This window comes from Stenotrophomonas sp. WED208, from assembly GCF_040984485.1.
Classification (GTDB): Bacteria; Pseudomonadota; Gammaproteobacteria; order Xanthomonadales; family Xanthomonadaceae; genus Stenotrophomonas; species Stenotrophomonas riyadhensis.
Window position 1 is genome coordinate 384050 of record NZ_JAZARB010000001.1, and the last position, 21919, is coordinate 405968.

18 protein-coding genes are annotated in these 21919 nt (G+C 66.4%); 14 read left to right on the forward strand and 4 right to left on the reverse strand.

The window, feature by feature from the left end; genetic code table 11:
• Positions 1-8 precede the first annotated feature (8 nt).
• Positions 9-1253, reverse strand: coding sequence for an efflux RND transporter periplasmic adaptor subunit (locus tag VPH47_RS01665; RefSeq protein ID WP_368849980.1), 1245 nt, complete (start codon positions 1251-1253; stop codon positions 9-11).
• A 186-nt stretch (positions 1254-1439) separates the two neighbouring features.
• On the opposite strand from VPH47_RS01665, the gene VPH47_RS01670 reads away from it, so the two are divergent.
• The 12 genes from VPH47_RS01670 to VPH47_RS01725 all read left to right on the forward strand — a co-directional run bounded on the left by VPH47_RS01670 (position 1440) and on the right by VPH47_RS01725 (position 14532).
• Complete coding sequence (locus tag VPH47_RS01670; protein ID WP_110714390.1) at positions 1440-2759, forward strand: M20 family metallopeptidase; 1320 nt, start codon at positions 1440-1442, stop codon at positions 2757-2759.
• 382 nt (positions 2760-3141) lie between these two features.
• Positions 3142-3960 (forward strand): NADPH-dependent 7-cyano-7-deazaguanine reductase QueF, encoded by an 819-nt coding sequence (queF, locus tag VPH47_RS01675; RefSeq protein WP_368849981.1) that lies wholly within the window; start codon positions 3142-3144, stop codon positions 3958-3960.
• Positions 3961-4179: 219 nt separating this feature from the next.
• Entirely contained in the window at positions 4180-4473 is a 294-nt protein-coding gene (locus VPH47_RS01680) for a LysM peptidoglycan-binding domain-containing protein (protein WP_049401651.1), read from the forward strand.
• A 45-nt stretch (positions 4474-4518) separates the two neighbouring features.
• Positions 4519-5028 (forward strand): hypothetical protein, encoded by a 510-nt coding sequence (locus VPH47_RS01685; protein ID WP_197610989.1) that lies wholly within the window; start codon positions 4519-4521, stop codon positions 5026-5028.
• A 134-nt stretch (positions 5029-5162) separates the two neighbouring features.
• Positions 5163-6032, forward strand: a complete 870-nt coding sequence (locus tag VPH47_RS01690; protein ID WP_368849982.1) for an RHS repeat-associated core domain-containing protein — start codon at positions 5163-5165, stop codon at positions 6030-6032.
• A gap of 806 nt (positions 6033-6838) precedes the next feature.
• Entirely contained in the window at positions 6839-9061 is a 2223-nt protein-coding gene (locus VPH47_RS01695; RefSeq protein ID WP_368849983.1) for an NADP-dependent isocitrate dehydrogenase, read from the forward strand.
• Between the two features lie 307 nt (positions 9062-9368).
• The gene (locus tag VPH47_RS01700; protein WP_153854673.1) at positions 9369-10340 is read left to right on the forward strand and encodes a hypothetical protein; all 972 of its coding nucleotides are present in this window, start codon (positions 9369-9371) and stop codon (positions 10338-10340) included.
• Positions 10333-10881 carry an ATP/GTP-binding protein gene (locus tag VPH47_RS01705; RefSeq protein ID WP_110713949.1) on the forward strand — a complete coding sequence of 183 codons (549 nt, stop codon included), beginning with the start codon at positions 10333-10335 and terminating at the stop codon, positions 10879-10881. The genes VPH47_RS01700 and VPH47_RS01705 overlap by 8 nt, the downstream gene beginning before the upstream one ends.
• Entirely contained in the window at positions 10874-11290 is a 417-nt protein-coding gene (locus VPH47_RS01710; RefSeq protein ID WP_153854672.1) for a roadblock/LC7 domain-containing protein, read from the forward strand. The genes VPH47_RS01705 and VPH47_RS01710 overlap by 8 nt, the downstream gene beginning before the upstream one ends.
• Positions 11291-11343: 53 nt before the next feature.
• Positions 11344-11703: a hypothetical protein gene (locus VPH47_RS01715; protein ID WP_180847468.1), complete on the forward strand. Its 360-nt coding sequence runs from the start codon at positions 11344-11346 to the stop codon at positions 11701-11703.
• A 146-nt stretch (positions 11704-11849) separates the two neighbouring features.
• Positions 11850-13580 (forward strand): bifunctional isocitrate dehydrogenase kinase/phosphatase, encoded by a 1731-nt coding sequence (gene aceK, locus VPH47_RS01720; RefSeq protein ID WP_368849984.1) that lies wholly within the window; start codon positions 11850-11852, stop codon positions 13578-13580.
• Between the two features lie 61 nt (positions 13581-13641).
• Entirely contained in the window at positions 13642-14532 is an 891-nt protein-coding gene (locus tag VPH47_RS01725) for an energy transducer TonB (protein WP_368849985.1), read from the forward strand.
• A 34-nt stretch (positions 14533-14566) separates the two neighbouring features.
• On the opposite strand, the gene VPH47_RS01730 is transcribed toward VPH47_RS01725, so the two are convergent.
• The 3 genes from VPH47_RS01730 to trxA all read right to left on the reverse strand — a co-directional run bounded on the left by VPH47_RS01730 (position 14567) and on the right by trxA (position 18662).
• Positions 14567-16141: a diguanylate cyclase gene (locus tag VPH47_RS01730; protein ID WP_368849986.1), complete on the reverse strand. Its 1575-nt coding sequence runs from the start codon at positions 16139-16141 to the stop codon at positions 14567-14569.
• A 210-nt stretch (positions 16142-16351) separates the two neighbouring features.
• Positions 16352-18103 (reverse strand): transcription termination factor Rho, encoded by a 1752-nt coding sequence (rho, locus tag VPH47_RS01735; RefSeq protein WP_368849987.1) that lies wholly within the window; start codon positions 18101-18103, stop codon positions 16352-16354.
• Positions 18104-18332: 229 nt separating this feature from the next.
• Entirely contained in the window at positions 18333-18662 is a 330-nt protein-coding gene (gene trxA / locus VPH47_RS01740; protein WP_088027548.1) for a thioredoxin TrxA, read from the reverse strand.
• Positions 18663-19174: 512 nt separating this feature from the next.
• Between trxA and rhlB the strand changes: the two genes are divergently transcribed.
• On the forward strand, positions 19175-20896 hold the full coding sequence (gene rhlB / locus VPH47_RS01745; protein ID WP_368849988.1) for an ATP-dependent RNA helicase RhlB: 1722 nt from the start codon (positions 19175-19177) through the stop codon (positions 20894-20896).
• A gap of 208 nt (positions 20897-21104) precedes the next feature.
• A complete protein-coding gene (locus VPH47_RS01750) occupies positions 21105-21848 on the forward strand; it encodes a class I SAM-dependent methyltransferase (protein WP_180860306.1) in 744 nt (247 codons plus the stop codon).
• Positions 21849-21919: the final 71 nt, after the last annotated feature.

Below are 21919 nucleotides of genomic sequence, written 5' to 3' on the forward strand. Positions count from 1 at the left end.
GCCTGCGCTCAGCGCGGGCCACCACCGCGACGGCCACTGCCGCCACCGTTCTTCTGCTCGGCCGCCTTCAGCTCGGCCTCGGTCGGTGCGGCCGGGGTCTCGCCCGGCTTCAGCGCGTTGACCTTGCTGCCCGGCTTCAGGCGGAACTGGCCTTCACTGACCACCCGCTCGCCGCCCTTCAGGCCTTCGGCGATCTGCACCTGGCTGTCGCCCACTTCCACGCCGCTGCGCACGGTCTGCATCTTTACCGTGTTGTCGCCCTGCACGATGTAGACGTACTCGCCGTCCGGGCCACGCAGCACCGCCTGGGTCGGGATGACCACGCCACCGGTAATCGTGCGCAGCTGCATGCGCACGTTGACGAACTGGCCCGGCCACAGACCGTTGTCGGTGTTGTCGAACAGGGCGCGCGCCTTGAACGTGCCGCTGTCGGCACTGATCAGGTTGTCGACCACATCCAGCTTGCCGTCACCGGACAGCACGTGCGAGTCGGCGCGGTCCAGCGCCGCCACCGGTACCGCGCCGGCAGCCTGCGCCTGGCGCACGTCGCCAAGCTGGCGCTCGGGCAGGTTGAACAGTACGTGGATCGGGTGGATCTGGGTCAGCGTGACCAGCGCGGTGCCGGCATTGACCACGTTGCCAGCATCGACCGCGCGGATGCCGGCGATGCCGGTGATCGGCGCGGTGACCTTGGTGTACTGCAGCTGCACCTGCGCCGAGCGCATGCTGGCCTCGTTCGCCGCGACTGCGCTTTCGTACTGTGCCACTTGGTTTCGCTGTGTATCCAGATCGGTCTTGGCGACGAACTGGCGATACTCCGGCGCGTTCGAGCGCTGGTAGTTGGAGCGCGCGGTAGCCAGCAGCGCTTCGTTCTGGCGCTTGGCCGCGGCGGCCTGGTCGTAACTCGCCTGGGCGGTGCGCGGATCGATCACCGCCAGCACCTCACCCTGCTTCACTTCCTGGCCTTCGCGGAAATTCAGGCTCATCAGCTGGCCGCCGACCTGCGGGCTGACCGTAACGGTGTTCATCGCGGTCACCGTGCCCAGTGCGCTGGCATACACCGGCACGTCCTGGCGCGTAGCGTCGACCACGGTGACCGGCACCGGGCCGGCATCCGGATCCTCGCCGCCCTGGCGCGCGCCCGCAGCGGGTGTTCCAGCCTTGTCCTTGCCCCCACCGACGACGCGCAGGCCGACCACGGCCAGCACCAGTACCGCCACGACCAGCAGCACGATCTTCCAAACACGTGACATTACGAGGACTCCAAGAGGGCTGGACCGGGCGGGACCCCGGGGGCAATGCGCAAAGCATACCTGTGCCACATCGCGTTTCCTGCATGACGGATGGGACGGGCGCTAAGACCGGATCCGGCCGGGGAGGTTCCCGTAGCGCCGGTGTTGCCCTACATTCAGCTGGAACCCCTTGCCGTGGAGATCGTGATGCGCCGTTCGCTGCTGCTGTCCGCCCTGCTGCTGGCCCTGCCGGCCCTTGCCCATGCCCAGGACGGGCAGCGCCCGGAGGTGACCGCTGCCGCGCAGCGGTTGCAGGCCAAGGTGGTCGAATGGCGCCGCGACTTCCACCAGCATCCGGAACTGTCCAACCGCGAGGCGCGCACCTCGGCCGAGGTCGCCAAGCGGCTGCGTGCGATGGGCCTGAAGCCGAAGACCGGCATCGCCCATCACGGCGTGGTGGCGATCATCGAAGGCGGCAAGCCCGGGCCGAAGATCGCCCTGCGTGCGGACATGGACGCGTTGCCGGTGACCGAACAGACCGGCCTGCCGTTCGCCTCCAAGGCCACCGACCAGTACCGCGGGCAGACCGTGGGCGTGATGCATGCCTGTGGCCATGACGCGCACACCGCCACCCTGCTGGGCGTGGCCGAAGCACTGGTGTCGATGAAGAAGGACCTTCCGGGCCAGGTGATGCTGATCTTCCAGCCTGCCGAAGAGGGTGCACCGCCGCCGGAAGAGGGTGGTGCTGCCCTGATGCTGAAGGAAGGGCTGTTCGCCGACTTCAAGCCGGAAGCCGTATTCGGCCTGCATGTGTTTTCCAGCGTGCAGGCAGGACAGATCGCGGTGCGTGGTGGTCCGCTGATGGCGGCTTCGGATCGTTTCGGCATCAAGGTGATCGGGCGGCAGACGCACGGTTCGGCGCCATGGAACGGTGTTGATCCGATCGTCGCCACCGCCGATCTGGTCGGTACCGCGCAGACCATCGTCAGCCGCCGCGCCAACCTGTCGAAGCAGCCGGCGGTGCTGACCTTCGGCGCGATCAACGGTGGCATCCGTTACAACATCATTCCCGATGAAGTGGAAATGGTCGGCACCATCCGTACTTTTGATGAAGGCATGCGCCAGCAGATCTTCGCCGACCTGCGCAACGTGGCCGAGCACACCGCCGCCGCGCACGGGGCAAAGGCGGTGACCGACATCTACGAATCGGAAGGCAACCCGGCCACGGTGAACGACCCGGCATTGACCGCGAAGATGCTGCCGAGCCTGCAGGCGGTGGTGGGCAAGGACAACGTGTACGAGCCGCCGCTGCAGATGGGCGCGGAGGATTTCTCGCTGTACGCGAAGGAAGTGCCGGGGATGTTCTTCTTCGTGGGTTCGACCAGCGTGGGCATCGACCCGGCGACGGCGCCGGCGAACCATTCGCCGAAGTTCCTGCTGGATGAGAAGGCGCTGGATGTCGGGTTGCGGGCGCTGCTGCAGGTGAGCCTGGATTACTTGAACGGTGCCGGCACTCCTGCGGGCTGAGGGTTTCCGGCAGGGCTTGCAGCCCTGCCCCCGACAGGTTCACGCGGCTGTTGGTGGGTGTCGACCTTGGTCGACACGGGCAGACATCCGGAATGTCTGAAGGATTGGCTTTTGATTTTGATTTTTCTGATCTTTCCCGTGGTTGTGGCCGCGTGCAGGGAACTGTCAGGGGCCGGGTGGGTAGGCGGGGCGGGAGTGTCCGCGGCATGGATGCCGCGGCCAAGCCCCCAAGGACGGGTTTACGGCGTCCCCCGACCCGCCTACCCACCCGGCCAAGCCGATAGACCGCCTTCCACGACCAACCAACAAAACCACCACGGAGGGGCTCCGCCGTTGGCCGGCCGGGCCGAAGGCCCGCCCTCCGCGCGATACAATGACCCCCATGAACACCCCACAGGATTCCAGCCTCGGTCGCGAGGTCAGTTACCCGTCGCAGTACGATCCCGGCCTGCTGTTTCCCATCCCGCGCATCGGCGCCCGCGCCGAGATCGGCCTCGATGACGCCGCGCTGCCGTTCGTCGGCCATGACCGCTGGCATGCCTTCGAGCTGAGCTGGCTCGACCCGCGTGGCAAGCCGCAGGTCGCCGTCGCCACCGTGCAGGTGCCGTGCACCTCGCCGCGGCTGATCGAATCGAAGTCGTTCAAGCTGTACCTCAACTCCCTCAACAGCACCCGCATCGACAGCGCCGAGGCACTGCGCGAACGCCTGGTGACCGATCTGTCGGCCTGCGCCGGTGCGCCGGTCCAGGTCGAGTTCGGCCTGCCGGGCCTGCGCGAGACGCCGCTCGGTGAATCCATCGACGGGTTGGACGTGGAGATCGACTGCTACGGTCCGCCGCAGTCGGACTTCCTCGCCGCCAACGCGAGCGAAGTGGTGGAGGAGACCCTGGTCTCGGCGCTGCTGAAGTCCAACTGCCCGGTCACCGGCCAGCCGGACTGGGCCACGGTCAGCCTGCGCTATCGTGGGCCGAAGATCGACCGTGCGGGTCTGCTGCGCTACCTGGTCAGCTACCGTGAGCACGCCGAGTTCCACGAGCAGTGCGTTGAGCGGATCTTCAGCGAGGTGTCTGCGCGCTGCCAGCCGCAGTGGCTGGAAGTGGAGGCCCGCTACACCCGCCGTGGTGGCCTGGATATCAATCCCTGGCGTGCCAGCCCCGGCATCGCTGCCCCGGCCGCGACCTACCGCGAACTGCGGCAGTAACCGCCGCAGGCGGTTACGGGTAGTGCCGGCCGCTGGCCGGCAACCGCAGGGAACCCGCATCCAGGACCAGCGCAAGCCGGCCAGCGGCCGGCACTACCGGGCACCGTCTCTCCCGATTGTTCAGCCGCCCCCGGGGGCGGCTTCACATCTGCACCATCCCCATTTAACAACCTCCATGGCACCGTGCGAACCACGTAGTCATGCAGACGGGAGTTGTGGATGAGTACCGAGAAGAAAGCCGATTTCTCCGGCGTCAGTGCCAGCGTCGACAGTACCGCCGAACAGGTGCCGAAGGCGGACTTCTCCGGCGTGAGCGCTTCGGTGGACAGCACCGCCGACGTTGTGAGCGGCGGCACCTACACCGTGCAGAAGGGTGACTCGCTGTCGAAGATCGCCAAGCAGCACCTGGGCGATGCCAACGCCTGGAAGAAGATCTTCGAAGCCAACCGCGATGTGCTTGATGACCCGGACAAGATCTTCCCGGGCCAGACCCTGAAACTGCCGCCGAAGTAAGCCGGCGATCGAACGCCGTCCGACAATCCCTGGGAGGAACCCCGAATGATCAAGACCACCCCGCTCCAGACCGCCCTGATCGCCGCCCTGCTGGGCAGCGTTGCCCTGGTCGGTTGCAAGAAGAAGGAAGAGTCGACCGACAGCAATGCCGCTCCGGCAGCGACCGCGCCGGCTGAGCCGGCCCCGGCGCCGATGACCGGCGCGCCGCCGCCGATGGCAGAAGCCGCTGCAGTCAGCGTCTCGGCCGTCACCGTCGGCAAGACCGCAGCCGCCGACAAGTCGGTTGCGACGACGGCATTGTTCGCACCGAAGGATGACGTCATCGTCTCGGTCAAGACCGACGGCGCTGCCAACAACGTCACTGTTGGCGCGAAGCTGACCTACCAGGACGGCCAGGTGGCCGGCGAACAGAACGCCACCCTGAACACCAGTGGCGCGGAAACCACCAACGTCACGTTCAAGAATGCAAAGGGCTGGCCGGCCGGCAAGTACCGCGCCGAAGTCACCGTCGATGGCAAGGCGGCCGGAACGCCGCAGGAGTTCGAGGTCAAGTAAGTCCTGCCGACTCTCTCCCGGCAGGGCTCACGATGGACGCAGCCGCGAGGCTGCGTCCTTTTTTATTGGGCGATACTCGATCGAGGGGGATCTCGGGTACGCTGAACGGAATATGGAAACGTGGGAGGGATGGGGTGCTCAACTGGATTGTTCTCACGCTGGCAATGGCGTCGACGGACGGTGAAGTAGTCACCTATGTTCATACGGATGCACTTGGGAGTCCGGTGGCTATTACGGACTCAAACGGGAAGGTGGTCGAGAGATTCGCATATGAGCCTTATGGCTCTGTCGTTGGAATCGTCGCTGCAGATGGTCCTGGCTACTCAGGCCATGTGTTTGATTCCACGACAGGTCTCAATTACATGCAGCAACGATATTATTCTCCTGAAATCGGTGCTTTTCTCAGTGTAGATCCCGTCGCTGCCTATGGTGGGAAATCTTCCCTCTTCAACAGGTACCGATACGCCAATAGCAGTCCTTACAACTTTGTCGATCCTGACGGCAGAGTTCCTGTAGTTACGTGGATGAAGGACGGTTCGGTGAAAATCAGCTTCCCAACAAGGTTTTCAGGGGATGGTGCGACACCCAAGAACATAGCGACCTTCAAAGAGCAGGTGGCGTCAATGTCAGGAACCTATGATATTGGCGGGAAGGAGACGCGCGTGACGGTCGAGGTCACTGACATTGATAGAAGTACTCCGCGGGCCGCCCGTAATGAGATAAAGCTTGTCAACGGGGAAACCTCCCACCGCAGCGGACGGAGTTTCGCGGAGTTGGGCGGAAAGAAGGGCGAGATCAATGTCCTGGATAGATTTGACAAGGGTGTTGTTCCTCATGAAGTGTCACATCTTGGCGGTGTGGATGATCTTTATGACAAGACGACGGGGCTGCCCAATCCTGCACGTGGCGACGGAATCATGAATAGGGTTCCCGGTGTGGTTGACAGCCATACCATCGGTGGAATTGTAGAAGGCGATTCGGCGGTTCAAAAACGGGAGCGTTGAGATGCTTGCACGCATTTTGGTTTTCTTCGGTTTCTTGTGCCCGCTCACTTCGTGGGCCCAGGAATCTAGCCTGTGGAGCTACAGTTGCGACCACTTCCTATATGGCGCTTGTCTGCGCGTGCCAACAGGCATGTCCGTGACCTACGAGGCACCTGTTGACTTCGGCGTGCACCGCGTCAGAAGCGATGATCGGGAAGTCGCCTTGATCTACGAGGGCGATGCCCCCGAAAAGCCTGCGTCAGGAAGCACGCCGGATCTGCGCTTCACGGACGGCGGATATGTCGTGTCGGGGTATGCAAGGGCGGAAGGAGGTTCCACCCGGTACGACGTCTACGTTCGACCCGGATCGTCTGGCGCCGGTTCGCTGCACATCCGAGGCTCTGCAGCGACGGCTGATGAACTCGCCAGCCTGGCCGCCGTTGTTGGGGGATTCCGCATCTGCAACTTCCAGCAAAGCAAGCGCTCACAGACATTGACCTGTCCAAGGCATGCCGAGTGGGGGCCGCGATTGTCGGAGTGGGTCATGCGTGCCTCAACGAGCGGGAAGTCGAATTAGCCATCAAGCCTCAGCTTCCAGACCGGAAGCGAGCCAGCGGCGCAACACAGTGGTGCAGTACCGCCGCGTATGGCGTGGCTTTGCCCCGCGCGGCTGAAAACGCGACAATGCAGGGGTTTCCCCGCCGCGCGCCCACCCTGACGGCGACGGGGGAAAGCGTGGGGCCTGGCCCCGCGCGCGACACGGTTGCACGTGGCCCGGCGCTGGCGCCGGCCTTCCCCTGAGCATTGCTACAGAGTCCAAGTCCCCCATGTCCAAGATCCTCTACACGCTGACCGACGAAGCACCGTTCCTGGCCACCCAGTCGCTGCTGCCGATCGTTGGTGCCTACACCGCCACTGCCGGCATCGTGGTGGAAACCCGTGACATCTCGCTGTCCGGCCGCATCCTGTCGCTGTTCCCGGAATTGCTCAGCGACGCGCAGAAGGTCAGCGACGACCTGGCCGAGCTGGGCCAGCTGGCGACCACCCCGGACGCCAACATCATCAAGCTGCCGAACATCTCCGCCTCGGTGCCGCAGCTGAAGGCGGCCATCAAGGAACTGCAGGACCAGGGCTATCCGCTGCCGGATTACCCGGAAACCCCGGCTGACGACCAGCAGCGCGACTACAAGGCGCGCTATGACAAGGTCAAGGGCAGCGCGGTGAACCCGGTGCTGCGCGAAGGCAATTCCGACCGCCGCGCACCGCTGTCGGTGAAGAACTATGCGCGCAAGCATCCGCACCGCATGGGCGCCTGGGCGTCGGATTCGAAGTCGCACGTCGCGCACATGGCCGCCGGTGATTTCTACGGCAGCGAAAAGTCGGCCACCCTGGCCAACGCCGGTTCACTGAAGATCACCTTCCACGGCAAGGACGGCAGCACCGTCGTGCTGAAGGAAAAGACCGCAGTGAAGGCGGGCGAGATCGTCGACGCCGCCGTCATGAGCCGCAAGGCACTGGCCGTCTTCATCGGCGAGCAGATCGCCGATGCCAAGGCCCAGGGCGTGCTGTTCTCGCTGCACCTGAAGGCGACCATGATGAAGGTCTCCGATCCGATCATGTTCGGCGTGGCGGTCAACGAGTTCTACAAGGACGTGCTGGCCAAGCATGCCGACGTGCTCAAGCAGGCGGGTTTCGATGCCAACAACGGCATCGGTGACCTGGCTGCGCGCCTGCCGTCGCTGCCTGAAGCCACCCGTGCGGCGATCGAAGCCGACCTGGCTGCCGAGTACGCGCAGCGCCCGGGCGTGGCCATGGTCAACTCGGACAAGGGCATCACCAACCTGCACGTGCCGAGCGACGTGATCGTCGACGCCTCGATGCCGGCGATGATCCGCGACTCCGGCAAGATGTGGAACGCCGAAGGCAAGCTGCAGGACACCAAGGCGGTCATTCCGGACCGCTGCTACGCCGGCGTGTACCAGGCCGTCATCGACGACTGCAAGGCGCACGGCGCCTTCGATCCGGCCACCATGGGTTCGGTGCCGAACGTCGGCCTGATGGCGCAGAAGGCCGAAGAGTACGGCTCGCACGACAAGACCTTCCAGATCGCTGCCGATGGTGTGGTCAAGGTCACCGACGACGCCGGCAACGTGGTGTTCGAGCACGCCGTGGAGGCCGGTGACATCTGGCGCATGTGCCAGACCAAGGACGCGCCGATCCAGGACTGGGTCAAGCTGGCCGTCGAACGCGCCCGCCTGAGCAGCACCCCGGCCGTGTTCTGGCTGGATGCCGCCCGCGCCCACGACGCGCAGGTCATCGCCAAGGTCGAGCAGTACCTGAAGGACCACGACACCAACGGCCTGGACATCCGCATCCTGCCGCCGGTGGAAGCCACCGCGTTCTCGCTGGACCGCATCCGCAAGGGCGAGGACACCATCTCGGTGACCGGCAACGTGCTGCGCGACTACCTGACCGACCTGTTCCCGATCATGGAGCTGGGCACCAGCGCCAAGATGCTGTCGATCGTGCCGCTGATGGCCGGTGGCGGCCTGTTCGAGACCGGTGCTGGTGGTTCGGCTCCGAAGCACGTGCAGCAGTTCGTTGAAGAGGACTACCTGCGTTGGGATTCGCTGGGTGAGTTCCTGGCCCTGGCAGCGTCGCTGGAACACCTGGGCAACCGCTACGACAACGCCGCAGCCCGCGTGCTGGCCAAGGCGCTGGACGAAGCCAACGGCCAGTTCCTGGACAACGACAAGTCGCCGTCGCGCAAGCTGGGTGGCATCGACAACCGCGGCAGCCACTTCTACATCGCGCTGTACTGGGCCCAGGCCCTGGCCGCGCAGAATGAAGATGCTGCACTGAAGGCACGCTTCGCGCCGCTGGCCAAGGCGCTGACCGACAACGAGCAGAAGATCGTTGAAGAACTGATCGCGGTGCAGGGCAAGGCCGTGGACATCGGCGGCTACTACCGCCCGGACGTGGCCAAGGCCAGCAAGGCGATGCGCCCGAGCGCGACCTTCAACGCCGCGCTGGAGCAACTGCGCGGCTGATCCACTGCCGTTCGGCCGTGACACCGGAACCCGCGCTTCGGCGCGGGTTTCTTTTTGGCTCTGGGGTCAGATCCCTTTTGCCATGCAAAAGGGATCTGACCCCAGGCGATGAAACCGCGACTTCCGTCGGCTGTCGGAATGCCGTCAAAGGGGCATGAAACTTGCCCACGATGGCCGTCGCAGAACCGATATGAGCGGATCTGCAGCCGCCCTCGATCTGAGCAGTCGATCACGACGGCTGCCGCTGGCGATGCCCTAGCCTTGGCGACGCGAGGCCACCGGGGAGGTGGCCGCACGGGGAACACGGATGGCACGCGTGCTGGTAGTGGGAACCGACATCCAGGGCGAGCAGGCCCTGCTGCAGCGGCTGCGCGTGGCATCGGCCCTGCCGGACGGCCAGATCCGCCGCAGCCAGGACCTGGATGATTGCGATCTGCTGGTCATCCGCGATACGCCGGCGCTGCGCAACGCGGCCCTGCGCATGCGCCAGCAGCGTCCGCGACTGCAGTGCTGGATCGAGGACCTGGGAGGCCAGCTGCGCGACGGTGATGGGCACCAGGATGTACTTGATGACAGTGCCATCGGCCGTGCATTGCGCGGCATGCAGTTGGCAGTGGAGCCCATGGCCATGCACGCAGCCGCACCGATCCGTCTGGCTGATGGTGCGCATGCCATCACCCGTCTGCTGCGCGAGCGGCTGCCGCTGCGACAGGGCCAGGCACTGTTGAGTGATGCGGGCGAGCCTCTGCTGCTGATGGATCTGGAGCACGACCAGGCCGTGCTGCTGCAGGAACCGGCTGCGGCGCTGGTGGAGCGTTTGGCCGATGCCTTCGAACGCCTGCAACTGGATGCGCTGACGCCGGCACGCCTGCAGGCGCTGGCCGGCGAGCGGCCACGCCAACCACTGCGACCGCTGCTGTGGCAGTGGGCACAGCGCAGCCGCCATTGGCAGGCATTGGACGAACGCCTGCGTGGCGCCTCAGTGAAGCTGCTGCGCTGGCCCGACTTCCGCGTACTGGGCCACGACCATGATGGCTTCCGCCTGTGTTCGCTGCTGCTCAAGCGCGCGTGCACGGTTGACGAGTGCGCGATGCTGCTTGAGTTGCCGGCTGCGGCGGTGCGCGATTTCATCCATGCCGCCTACCTGTGCGGCTACGCGCAGTTGCAGAGCGCCCCGGTGGCCCCGATGGCGGCAGGACGTGGCAGCGGCACGGGCACCGACAACGGCCTGCTTGCCCGCCTGTGGCGGCACCTGCGCGGGAGCGAACGCAATGCGTGAGCACAAGGTGGTGGTGCTGGGTGGCATGGGCAGCGGCAAGTCGACCCTGGTACGCAGCATCGCAGCGGGCGCGGTGATCGACACCGATGTGGCCAACAGTGACCGCCTCGGCGCCGACAAGGCGTCCACCACCGTGGCGCTGGACTACGCAGACATCGACCTGCCCAACGGCGAACGCCTGCGTCTCTACGGCACACCTGGCCAGCAGCGCTTCGATTTCCTGTGGCCGATCCTGCTGCAGGGGGCACGTGGTGCGGTGCTGCTGCTGGATGCGCGTCGTGCCGGGCTGGCCAGCGAGCTGGAGGACTACCTGCAGGTGCTGCAGCCGTTCGCATCGTCATTGGCGCTGGTGGTGGCGGTGACCCATCTCGACCAGGCGCCACGCGCCGCGCTGGATGACTGGGCCACGCGCGCCTGCCTCGACGACCAACCACTACCGCTGCTGGCGGTGGACGCCCGCGACCGCGAACAGGGGCTGCTGCTGATGGATGTGTTGATGAGCGAAATGGAAGCGCACGCGCTGGTGGCGGCACATGGCTGACGGGCAGGCGGCAGTCCTGCCCGATGCCGGCCAGCGTGAGCGCCTGCAGCCCTTGCTGCAGGACCTGCAGCAGCGCGTCGAAGGCGTGCGTACGGTAGTGCTGGCCAGCGTCGATGGCTTTGCCCTGGTCAGTGCCGGCGCCGATGGGCGTGGCGAACGACTGGCAGCGATGACCAGCGCGATGCTGGCACTGGCCGCGGCGGTGGGCCGCGAACTGGTGCTGGGCGATCTGCAGACGCTGATGCTGGAGGCTGCGGGCGGCAAGGTGCTGATGCTGGCGATCCTGGCTGAAGGGCGCGCACCGCTGCTGCTGATGGCGGCCTGCGACCAGCGCAGCGTGATCGGCCAGGTGCTGTGGCAGAGCAGGGAATGTGGCCAGGCGATCCTGGCCGAACTCGGCGGATCGTGAGCCCGGCCGCAGGGGAACGAGGGGCTCGAACCAACATCGACAAGGGGTGCGACGTGGCTGGATTGAATGAATCGTTGAATGCACTGATGGGCATCGACGGCGCGCAGGCAGTGGCGCTGGTCGACTACGAAAGCGGCATGCTGCTGGGCGAAGCCGGTGCCGGCATGGACATGGAAGTGGCCGCCGCCGGCAACACCGAAGTGATCCGCGCCAAGATGAAGACCGCCGCGTCGCTGAACCTCAACGACAGCATCGAGGACATCCTGATCTCGCTGGGCAAGGCCTACCACATCATGCGCCCGGTGGCGAAGAAGAAGGGCCTGTTCTTCTACCTCGTGCTGGACCGTACCAAGTCCAACCTGGCGCTGGCCCGGCGCAAGGTGCAGGACGTAGAGGCCGAACTGGCGATCTGAGCCGGTAGTGCCGGCCGCTGGCCGGCATCTGCATGGATCCACCGGCGGTCCAGGGGCTGCCGGCCAGCGGCCGGCACTACCTCTGCGCTCGACGGCATCACACACGCCAGCGTATGGTAAAGCCGGTCCTCCCCGGTGAGCCGTGCATGTCCGAGCCTGACATCGCTGCCGAACTGGCGCCGCGTATCGCCGGCGCCATCCGCGATGGTTTCGAGCAGTACCACGCCCGCTTTGCGGCAATCACCGCCCGTGCGCGGCTGCGTTTCGAGCAGCGCGACTGGGCAGCGGCACGCCAGGATGCGGTCGAGCGCATCGCCCTGTACGACCTGTGCATCGCCGAGCAGATGGATGCGTTGCGTCGCCTCGCCGGTGACGCGATCGGCGAGCGCGTGCTGTGGCTGCAGGTGCATGCCCGCTACAGCGCGCTGCTGCAGGGGCTGATCGACGCCGAGCTGTACAAGACCTTCTACAACACGCTGTCGCGGCGCCTGTTCGCCACCCGGGGCGTGGACCCGGCGCTGGAGTTCATCGCCTTCGATGTCGAACCCTCCGATGCAATCACCCATCCCGTGGCACGGCATACCTATGCCGTCTCGCCGACGCGGCCGGTGGAGGCATTGCAGCGGGTGCTGGCCGACTATCGCTTCGACATCCCCTATGCGCACCAGCTGCGCTGCGCGGCGGCCATTGCCGTGCGCCTGCAGGACGACCTCGCCCATTGGGGTGACACGCCGGTACGCAGCATCGAGCTGCTCGACACCGTGTTCTACCGCGAGCGTCGCGCCTACCTGGTCGGACGCGTGTTCGGCGAGCACCGCTTCTCGCCGTGCGTGATCGCCCTGGTCAACGACGAGCGCGGCCTGCGTGCCGATGCAGTGCTGACCCGGCGCCGTGATGTTGCTCACCTGTTCGGCGTGTCCCGCAGCTACTTCCAGGCTGACCTGGGCACGGTGGGCGACGCCGTGGTGTTCCTGCGCAGCCTGCTGCCGGGCAAGCCCATCGACGAGATCTACACGGTGCTGGGCCGTGCCAAGCAGGGCAAGACCGAGCGCTACCGCACCTTCTTCCGTCATTTCAACGAGCACCCGCAGGAGCGGCTGGTGCATGCAGAGGGCACACCGGGCATGGTCATGGCGGTGTTCACCCTGCCCAGTTACCCGCTGGTGTTCAAGCTGATCCGCGACCGCTTCGCGTGGCCGAAGTCGATGTCGCGCCAGCAGGTGGAAGAGAAATACGCGCTGGTGTTCAACCTGGACCGTGTCGGCCGCCTGCTCGATGCACAGCCCTATCGTCATCTGCGCTTTCCAGGCGACCGCTTCGCACCGGCCTTGCTGGAAGAGCTGCTGCAGCAATGCGCGCAGAGCGTACGCATCGATGGCGATGAGGTTGAAGTCGCACTGTGCTATGTGCAGCGCCGCTTCCGCCCCTTGAACCTGTACCTGCGCGAGCAGGGAGGCGAGGCCGTGCGCGCGGCGGTGCTCGACTACGCGCAGGCCATCACCGACATGGCGCGCAACAACATCTTCCCTGGCGACATGCTGCCGAAGAACTTCGGCGTATCGCGGCATGGCCGGGCCGTGTTCTACGACTATGACGAGCTGTGCCTGGTCAGCGACTGCGTGTTCCGCGCGTGGCCGCAGCCACGCACGCCCGAGGAAGCGATGGCCGACGAGCCCTGGTTCCATGTCGGCCCGCGTGATGTGTTCCCGGAGCGCTTCGGCCCGTTCATGGGCCTGCCGGCAGGTGAACTGGCCGCAGTGCGCGAGCACTACCGGCACCTGTTCGACCCGGGTTGGTGGCAGGGCCTGCAGGAACGCTTCGCCCGCGGTGACTATCCGGATACGCCCCCTTATGCGGGTGTGCACCGGTTGGCCTGAGGCGGCTGTCATGGCGGCTGGGACTGGGGTACGCTCGCCGTTCATCACCAAGGATCCGGCAATGATGCGTTCCCCTCTGTTTCTCGCTCTCGCGCTGGCCGTAGGTGCCGGCACCCCGTTGCTTGCTGGCGAGGCCAGTGCACAGACCGCGCGTGCGGTGCGTGCCACCGCGGAAATGAGCATGGTGCTGTCCGGCCATATCGAGATCACGCCTGAGGGTGAGGTCAGCTCGCTGGTACTGGACCAGAAATCGGCCTTGACTCCAAGCATCGCCTCCTTCGTGGAAGGCACGATCGGCGGCTGGCGCTTCGAACCCACGCTGCGCGATGGCAAGGCAGTGGCTGCACGCGCCCCGATGCGGGTGCGGCTGAGGGGGACGCAGATGGCCGATGGTGGCTACCAGGTCAGCATGACCAGTGTCGATTTCAGTGAATATGATCCGAAGGCTACCGATTCGGTGACCCGGAAGCAGATGGCCCCGCCGCGCTATCCGGAAGACGCCTATCGGAATGGTGCGCAGGGTGAAGTGCTGCTGATGATCAAGGTGGCGCGTGACGGCACGGTGGCCGATGTCATCGCCGAGCAGGTGAACATGGCCGTGGTCGGCCCGGAACGGGCCATGGCCAAGATGCGCGACATCCTGGCCAAGGCCAGTATCAGCAGCGCCCGCAGCTGGACCTTCAACCCACCGACCACCGGCGAAAGCAGCACACACGACAGCTGGACGGTACGCATCCCGGTGAGCTTCGCCCTGGGCAATGACCGCAACGCAGGGCAGGAACGCTATGGCCGCTGGCGCGCCTTCATCCCCGGGCCCCGCCAGGCTGCGCCGTGGCGCGAACGCCGGTCGATCGAACAGGCCGGCAGCGACCTGCTGCCGGAGGGTGGGGTGTACATGGTCGATGGCGCCAAGCGCGGCGTGCGCCTGTTGACCCCGCTGGAACAGGGCTGATTGTGGGAGCGGAGCCGGGCAATCCGGCTCCGCGTCAGTCCGCATACGGGTAGACCACCACCCGGTTGCGGCCCTGTTGCTTGGCCATGTACAGCGCCTTGTCGGCCAGCCGCAGCGCCTGTTCTGCGTCGACATGGAAGCTGGGGAAGTGGGCCACGCCCAGCGATACGGTGATGGTGCCGACCGGTTCGAACGGATGGTCGGCGATGTGCTGGCGCAGGCGTTCGCCGGCCTGGCGCGCCGATTCAGTACTGATGCCCGGCAGCAGCAGCAGGAATTCCTCGCCACCGGCGCGGCAGAGGATGTCGCTGTCGCGCGAGTAGCGACGCATCTGGTCGGCGATATGGACGATGGCGTTGTCGCCGACGTCATGCCCATGGCTGTCGTTGATCGACTTGAAGCGATCGATGTCCAGCGCCAGGATCGCGAACGGGATGCCCTGCACCTGCAGCGCGTCCAGCGCCTGCTGCAGTCCGCGGCGGTTGAACAGGCCGGTCAGCGGGTCGGTACGGCTGGCACGGTTGAGCGTGCCGATGCGATCCTGCAGGGCATTGAAGCTGTGCAGCACCGCCTGCTTGAGCTGGGCGACCTCGAAGTACCAGGCGCGGATGCCGCTGACATGGTTGATGGCGTTGCCGGTGTCCTCGCCGCCCTGAACATTGCGTGCCAGCTGCCACAGTGGCATCGAGATGCGGCGCGCGAACCACCAGGTGACCAGCAGCGACAGCAGGCCAAGCGGAATCGCGTTCCAGATCACCGCCGTCATCAGCCGCGACAGCGGCTGCAGCGTGGCCTCGGTCGGGCGCTGGGCGATGATGCCCCAGCCGGTGGCTGCGACCGGTGCGTAGCCAGCCAGCATCGACACGCCGCGGTTGTTGCGCACCTGCTGCGCGCCGCGTTCGCCCCGCACAACGGCCTTCACCGCCGGGTTGCCAACCACGTAGTCGCCAACCCGCTTGCCGTCGGCGTGGTACAGCAGGCGGCCATGGCGGTCGACCACGTACAGGTAGGAGCCGTCGCGGTAGTAGTGCTTGCCCAGCAGCGTATGCAGGGCGCTGCGCTGGCGCAGGTACAGGGTGCCGCTGACATAGCCGCGATAGCGGCCCTGGCGGTCGAAGATCGGGTGCGACAGCGAGACCAGCAGCTTGCCGGTGGCCGATTGGTACGGATCGCTGATCATCGGCTGGCGCGCGGCCAGTGCCGCATTGTTGCCGACACTGTGCAGCACCTCACCCTGCAGCTGCAGGGTCTGCGGCGAGGTGGCGATCACCAGGCCATCGGCATCCACCACCAGCGAGGAGTTGAAGCTGCTGGACTGCAACTGCAGGCGGCTGGCTTCGTCCTGGGCCTGCTTCGGATCAAGGTCGCCCTGGCCGAGCCGGGTGGCTGCATAGGCCAGCTGCTGCTGCGCGGCCAGCAGGAAGTTCTGGGTGGTCTCGGCCAGCTTGGTGGCGTAGACGCGGTTGGCTTCCAGGGTATTGCCGACCAGCTGGTCGCGCTGCACCCGGTAGCTGGCCAGTAGGGTGTTGGCCAGCGCGATGATGGCGCTGAGCAGGGCCAGGGCGAGGATCAGCTTGCCCAGGTTGAGGCGGGGGGACAGCGTTCGCATGCGTCGACGGATCCGGCAGGAGGCTGGACCCGACCGGTTCTCCGGAAGGGGCGACAGCGGGAATCGGTGGCCGGGCCCACGGGGGCCGGGCAGGGTATCGCGCGGATTATCGCCAAAAGCGGGCGCCAGCGAAGTGAAGTGCGTCGCCCTGCAGGCAAAAAAAAACCTGCCGCAGCGAGCGGCAGGTTTCTTCCGATGCAGCGCCGGGGCTCAGCGCTTCATCGAACCGAAGAACTCGTCGTTGGACTTGGTGTTCTTCATCTTGTCCAGCAGGAACTCCATCGCGGCCATTTCATCCATCGGATGCAGCAGCTTGCGCAGGATCCAGATCTTCTGCAGCAGTTCCGGTTCGATCAGCAGGTCTTCGCGGCGGGTGCCGGAACGGTTGATGTCGATGGCCGGGAACACACGCTTTTCAGCGATGCGGCGGCTCAGGTGCACTTCGCTGTTGCCGGTGCCCTTGAACTCTTCGTAGATCACCTCGTCCATCTTCGAACCGGTGTCGACCAGTGCGGTGGCGATGATGGTCAGGCTGCCGCCTTCTTCCACGTTGCGCGCGGCACCGAAGAAGCGCTTCGGGCGATGCAGGGCGTTGGCGTCCACACCACCGGTCAGCACCTTGCCCGAGCTCGGCACCACGTTGTTGTAGGCACGGGCCAGGCGGGTGATCGAGTCGAGCAGGATGACCACGTCCTTCTTGTGCTCGACCAGGCGCTTGGCGCGCTCGATGACCATTTCGGCCACCTGCACGTGGCGCGCGGCCGGTTCGTCGAAGGTCGAGCTGATGACCTCGCCGCGCACGGTGCGCTGCATTTCGGTCACTTCTTCCGGGCGCTCGTCGATCAGCAGCACGATCAGGTGCACGTCCGGGTGGTTGGTGGTGATGGCGGTGGCGACCTGCTGCATCATCATCGTCTTGCCGGCCTTCGGCTGCGACACGATGAGCGAGCGCTGGCCCTTGCCCTGCGGCGCCATCAGGTCAAGGATGCGGCCGGTGATGTCTTCCGACGAACCGTTGCCGCGCTCCAGGGTGAAGCGGCGGCGCGGGAACAGGGCGGTCAGGTTCTCGAACAGCACCTTGTTCTTCGACGCTTCGATCGGCTCGCCGTTGATGGTGTCGACGATGTTCAGCGCGAAGTAGCGCTCGCCGTCCTTCGGGAAGCGGATGCGGCCGGAGATATGGTCGCCGGTGCGCAGGTTGAAGCGGCGGATCTGGCTGGGCGAGATGTAGGTATCGTCCGGGCCGGCCAGGTAGCTGGCTTCGGCCGCGCGCAGGAAGCCGAAGCCGTCCGGCAGGATTTCCAGCACGCCGTCGGCGGCGACGCCGTCACCGTGGCGGGTCAATACCTTCAGCAGGGCGAAGATCACATCCTGCTTGCGGGCGCGTGCCACGCCTTCGGAGATCTGCAGCTGCTCGGCGATTTCCAGCAGCTTCTGCGCCGGCATCCGCTTGAGGTCGCTCAGCGAGTAGACCGGGAAGCCTTCGGGCACGTTGGCGTGCGGGCGCGGCACGAACGGCTGCTGCTCGCCGCCGTCGTTGGGCAGGCCATCGTCGCGGAAGCGGTTGTTGCGGTCACGGTCGCGGCGGTTGCGGAAGCGGTCGCGGCGATTGCCCTGACCTTGCCCCTGGCCCTGCTGGCCGTTCTGGTTGTACGGGTTCTGGCCCTGGTTCTGGCCGCCCCCCTGGTGGTTCTGCTGGCGCGGCTGGCCGGATTCGCGACCCTCACCACCTTCGCCGCCGCCACTGCTGGCAGGGGCCTCGGCGGCGGGCGCGCTCGGTGCGGCGGCGGCGGCGGCCGGTGCCGGCGCCTCGGGCGCGGCGGCCAGCGGCAGGGTCGGCTGCGCCGGAGCGGCGCTGGTTTCGGCGGCTGCCGGAGCGGCGGCCTTGCTCACGCGGGGCTTGCGCACGCGCTTTTCGGCGGGCGCATCGGCGCTGCCGGTTTCGGAAGTGTTATCGGACAAGAGCGTTATTCCTCGCTTCAAGGTGCGAGCGCCCGGCTGGGGCGGCGAACGTTGGGAATGGGTCTGGAAGAAACTGCGTCCAGAGGGTGCGGCACGCGAACGCGGCCGGATATGCCGACACTATCATCGGCCCGCGGCGCCATGCAAGGGTCACCGGGAACAGCATTCATCATGGGCGCGGGGCGCCCCACCGGCAGCCGTGGTCGACGGCTGCCGGGGAACTGCAGGATCAGGCCAGGGCCTTGTCCAGCAGGCCGGCCAGCTGGGCCTTGCCCACCGCACCGATCTGCTCGGCGACCTTCTCGCCATCCTTGAACACGACCAGGTACGGAATCGAACGCACGTGGTACTTGGCGGCCAGCGCACGGTTGTGGTCGACGTTGACCTTGGCGATCTTGGCACGGCCCTGGTAGGCATCGGCCAGCTCGTCCAGCGCCGGGGCGATCATCTTGCACGGGCCACACCACTCGGCCCAGAAATCGACCAGCACCGGTTCCTTGGAATTCAGCACTGCGCTATCAAAGTCGGCGTCGCCGACATGTACAACCTTGTCGCTCATCTTGGTTTCTCGTCTTGGATTGCACCCGGTCATGCCGGAGGTGGGTGAACTGGGCCATGCCCGGTGGCGCGACCCTCGTCGTTGCCTCGCGGCGCACTGCCGCGGTGCGTTCGGCGGGATGCCTGGACGCTCACGGCCGGCAGTGTACCCCTATCGCAGGGCAGGGACAGGCGCCGGCTGGAACCCAGCGTATCGTGATCGCTTCGATGGCCGGTATGTGTCGGATTTCACTGTCTTCCTGTACATGGGGCTGGCAGTGGGCGACACCAGCGCCTCTGGAAGGACCGTTCAAGTCCGGTGTTGCTGGGTGAAGGTCGAGCGTCTCTCGTATCTTTGAGACGGCTCATTCCGGTTTGCCCGCCCGAGTGCGTTAAACTGGGGCATTGTGCGGCGCGCGGACCCGGTGGTCCCAGCCTGCCAACCCGCCGCAGGGGCCGCAGTTTGCGACGGTGCCCCCTAGACGATGAAGTGCCAGCCGCCTTACGGGCCGGCGGCCATACCAAGACGGACTCATGAGCGACAAACCGCTGACCGATTTGACCTTCTCCTCCTTCGAGCTGCATCCGGCCCTGCAGGCCGGCCTTGAAGGAGCCGGATTCACCCGCTGCACCCCGATCCAGGCGCTGACCCTGCCGGTCGCGCTGGCCGGCGGTGATGTTGCCGGCCAGGCCCAGACCGGCACCGGCAAGACCCTGGCCTTCCTGGTCGCGGTCGTGAACCGCCTGCTGAGCAAGCCGGCGCTGGCCGACCGCAAGCCGGAAGACCCGCGCGCGCTGATCCTCGCCCCGACCCGCGAACTGGCCATCCAGATCCACAAGGACGCGGTGAAGTTCGGTTCCGACCTGGGCCTGCGCTTCGCGCTGGTCTATGGCGGTGTCGACTACGACAAGCAGCGCGAGATCCTGCAGCAGGGCGTGGACGTGATCATCGCCACCCCGGGCCGCCTGATCGATTACGTGAAGCAGCACAAGGTGGTTTCGCTGCATGCCTGCGAGATCTGCGTGCTGGACGAAGCCGACCGCATGTTCGACCTCGGCTTCATCAAGGACATCCGCTTCCTGCTGCGCCGCATGCCGGAGCGCACCACCCGTCAGACCCTGCTGTTCAGCGCCACCCTCAGCCACCGCGTGCTGGAGCTGGCCTACGAGCACATGAACGAGCCGCAGAAGCTGGTGGTCGAAGCCGAGACGGTCACTGCCGCACGCGTGCGCCAGAAGCTGTACTTCCCGGCCGACGAAGAGAAGATCCCGCTGCTGCTGGGCCTGCTGTCGCGCAGCGAAGGCGCCCGCACCATGGTGTTCGTCAACACCAAGGTGTTCGTCGAGCGCGTCGCCCGTTCGCTGGAAAAGGCCGGCTACCGCGTCGGCGTGCTGTCCGGCGACGTGCCGCAGAAGAAGCGTGAGAGCCTGCTCAACCGCTTCCAGAAGGGCCAGCTGGAAATCCTGGTGGCCACCGACGTGGCCGCGCGCGGCCTGCATATCGACGGCATCAAGTACGTCTACAACTACGACCTGCCGTTCGACGCCGAAGACTACGTGCACCGCATCGGCCGTACCGCCCGCCTGGGCGAGGAAGGCGATGCGATCAGCTTCGCCTGCGAACGCTATGCGATGAGCCTGCCGGACATCGAGGCCTACATCGAGCAGAAGATTCCGTCCGAGCCGGTCACCAAGGAGCTGCTGACCGCGCTGCCGCGCCCGGAACGCCCGGCCCCGGCCGCAGGCGAGGACGGCGAAGAGAACGAGAGCGTTGGCCAGATCTTCCGGGAAGCGCGCGAAGCCCGCGCCGCCGAGGAAGAGCGTCGTGGCGGTGGCCGCAGTGGTGGCCGCTCCAGCGGTGGCCGCGGTGAGCGTCGCGACGGTGAGCGCAGCGGCGAGCGCCGTTCGCGTGGCCCGCGCAAGCCGCGCGTGGAAGGCGAGCAGGCTGCGGCCGCTCCGGTGGAAGGTGCTGAAGCCGCTGTCGCCCATGCTCCGCGCCCGCCGCGTCCGCCGCGTGCCGAAGGTGCGCCGGAAGGTGCGGTGGATGGCGAGCGCAAGCCGCGCAAGCGTCGTCGTCGTCGCCACGGCCGTCCGGTCGAAGGTGCCGAAGGCGTGCAGGCCACGGCCGGCAATGGCGCCAGCCCGGTCACCCCGGTGCAGGTGGTGGCCAAGCCGGTGCGCACTGCGGCCGATACCGGTGATTCGTTCCTGACCCGCATCGGCCGCAAGATCCGCCGGATGCTGTCGGGCAACTAAGCCACCGGGGGTGGGTGCGGACCTTGGTCCGCACCGAGCCGAGCCCATGCTCGGCTCTACAGCCTCACGAGGCATGGTAGTGCCGGCCGCTGGCCGGGGCCGGCATGCCGCGCAGGCGCCTGCCACGCAACCTTGTCGCATCTGACTCTGGCCGCGCCCTCCGGCTTCCATCCAAGCTGATGCCTCCCGCATCCGGAGGCGTCACGCGATGGCATCCGTACCCTGTTACGACGCATTCGATCTGCATTACGCGCAGCACGTGGCGGCCTCTGCATCCCGTCCGCTGGAACGCCGGACACTGCTGGAGCTGGCCGGCCCACTGCAGGGGCGGGATGTCATCGATCTGGCCTGCGGTTCCGGTGATTTCGGCCGCCACCTCCTGCTGCACGGGGCCCGTAGCGCCCTCGGCGTCGATCTGTCCGCCGCGATGATCGAACAGGCGCGCCGGCTTTCCGCGCAGGGCGGTGACGCCATGCAGTTCCTGCACGGCGACGCGACCCGCCTGGACATGCCGGCCCGCTTCGATGTTGCCGTGGCGGTCTGGCTGTTCAACCACGCCGATACGCTGCAGGAACTGGAGCGCATGTACCGGGCAGCAGCCAGCGTCCTCAAACCGGGCGGACGGCTGCTGGGCATCGTCACCCATCCTGCCTTCCGGTTGGCCAAGGGCGACTTTTCGCGTTACGGCGCGCGTATCGTCCGGCAGCAGGCGCTGGATGATCATCACCTGGTCGAGGTCGCGTTCGCCGATGCGGCCGTGGCCCGCGTCACCGACCATCAATGGCGCGCGGACCAGCACCAGCAGGCGGCCGCCCGCGCGGGGCTGCCCGGGCTGCAGTGGCAGGCGCCGGTGCCGACAGCGGCGGAATGCAAGGACCGGCCTCCCGGCTTCTGGGATGAATACCGCGACAACAACGCGTTGGTGGTCCTGCACGCCCGCAGGGAAGGGTAGCGCCCGGGGAAGTCCGGCGGGCGCAGTGGCAGATCGAAGATTCTGCCGGGCAACGCCCGGCGCTACCGATC

What these genes read in the sequence shown, in the direction of transcription:
- VPH47_RS01670 (WP_110714390.1), top strand. Translation starts at nt 1,440, where the DNA reads ATGCGCCGTTCGCTGCTGCTGTCCGCCCTGCTGCTGGCCCTGCCGGCC.
- trxA (WP_088027548.1), bottom strand. Translation starts at nt 18,662, where the DNA reads ATGAGCGACAAGGTTGTACATGTCGGCGACGCCGACTTTGATAGCGCA.
- VPH47_RS01725 (WP_368849985.1), top strand. Translation starts at nt 13,642, where the DNA reads ATGATGCGTTCCCCTCTGTTTCTCGCTCTCGCGCTGGCCGTAGGTGCC.
- VPH47_RS01685 (WP_197610989.1), top strand. Translation starts at nt 4,519, where the DNA reads ATGATCAAGACCACCCCGCTCCAGACCGCCCTGATCGCCGCCCTGCTG.
- VPH47_RS01705 (WP_110713949.1), top strand. Translation starts at nt 10,333, where the DNA reads ATGCGTGAGCACAAGGTGGTGGTGCTGGGTGGCATGGGCAGCGGCAAG.
- VPH47_RS01710 (WP_153854672.1), top strand. Translation starts at nt 10,874, where the DNA reads ATGGCTGACGGGCAGGCGGCAGTCCTGCCCGATGCCGGCCAGCGTGAG.
- queF (WP_368849981.1), top strand. Translation starts at nt 3,142, where the DNA reads ATGAACACCCCACAGGATTCCAGCCTCGGTCGCGAGGTCAGTTACCCG.
- VPH47_RS01730 (WP_368849986.1), bottom strand. Translation starts at nt 16,141, where the DNA reads ATGCGAACGCTGTCCCCCCGCCTCAACCTGGGCAAGCTGATCCTCGCC.
- VPH47_RS01695 (WP_368849983.1), top strand. Translation starts at nt 6,839, where the DNA reads ATGTCCAAGATCCTCTACACGCTGACCGACGAAGCACCGTTCCTGGCC.
- rhlB (WP_368849988.1), top strand. Translation starts at nt 19,175, where the DNA reads ATGAGCGACAAACCGCTGACCGATTTGACCTTCTCCTCCTTCGAGCTG.
- VPH47_RS01665 (WP_368849980.1), bottom strand. Translation starts at nt 1,253, where the DNA reads ATGTCACGTGTTTGGAAGATCGTGCTGCTGGTCGTGGCGGTACTGGTG.
- VPH47_RS01750 (WP_180860306.1), top strand. Translation starts at nt 21,105, where the DNA reads ATGGCATCCGTACCCTGTTACGACGCATTCGATCTGCATTACGCGCAG.
- VPH47_RS01680 (WP_049401651.1), top strand. Translation starts at nt 4,180, where the DNA reads ATGAGTACCGAGAAGAAAGCCGATTTCTCCGGCGTCAGTGCCAGCGTC.
- VPH47_RS01700 (WP_153854673.1), top strand. Translation starts at nt 9,369, where the DNA reads ATGGCACGCGTGCTGGTAGTGGGAACCGACATCCAGGGCGAGCAGGCC.
- aceK (WP_368849984.1), top strand. Translation starts at nt 11,850, where the DNA reads ATGTCCGAGCCTGACATCGCTGCCGAACTGGCGCCGCGTATCGCCGGC.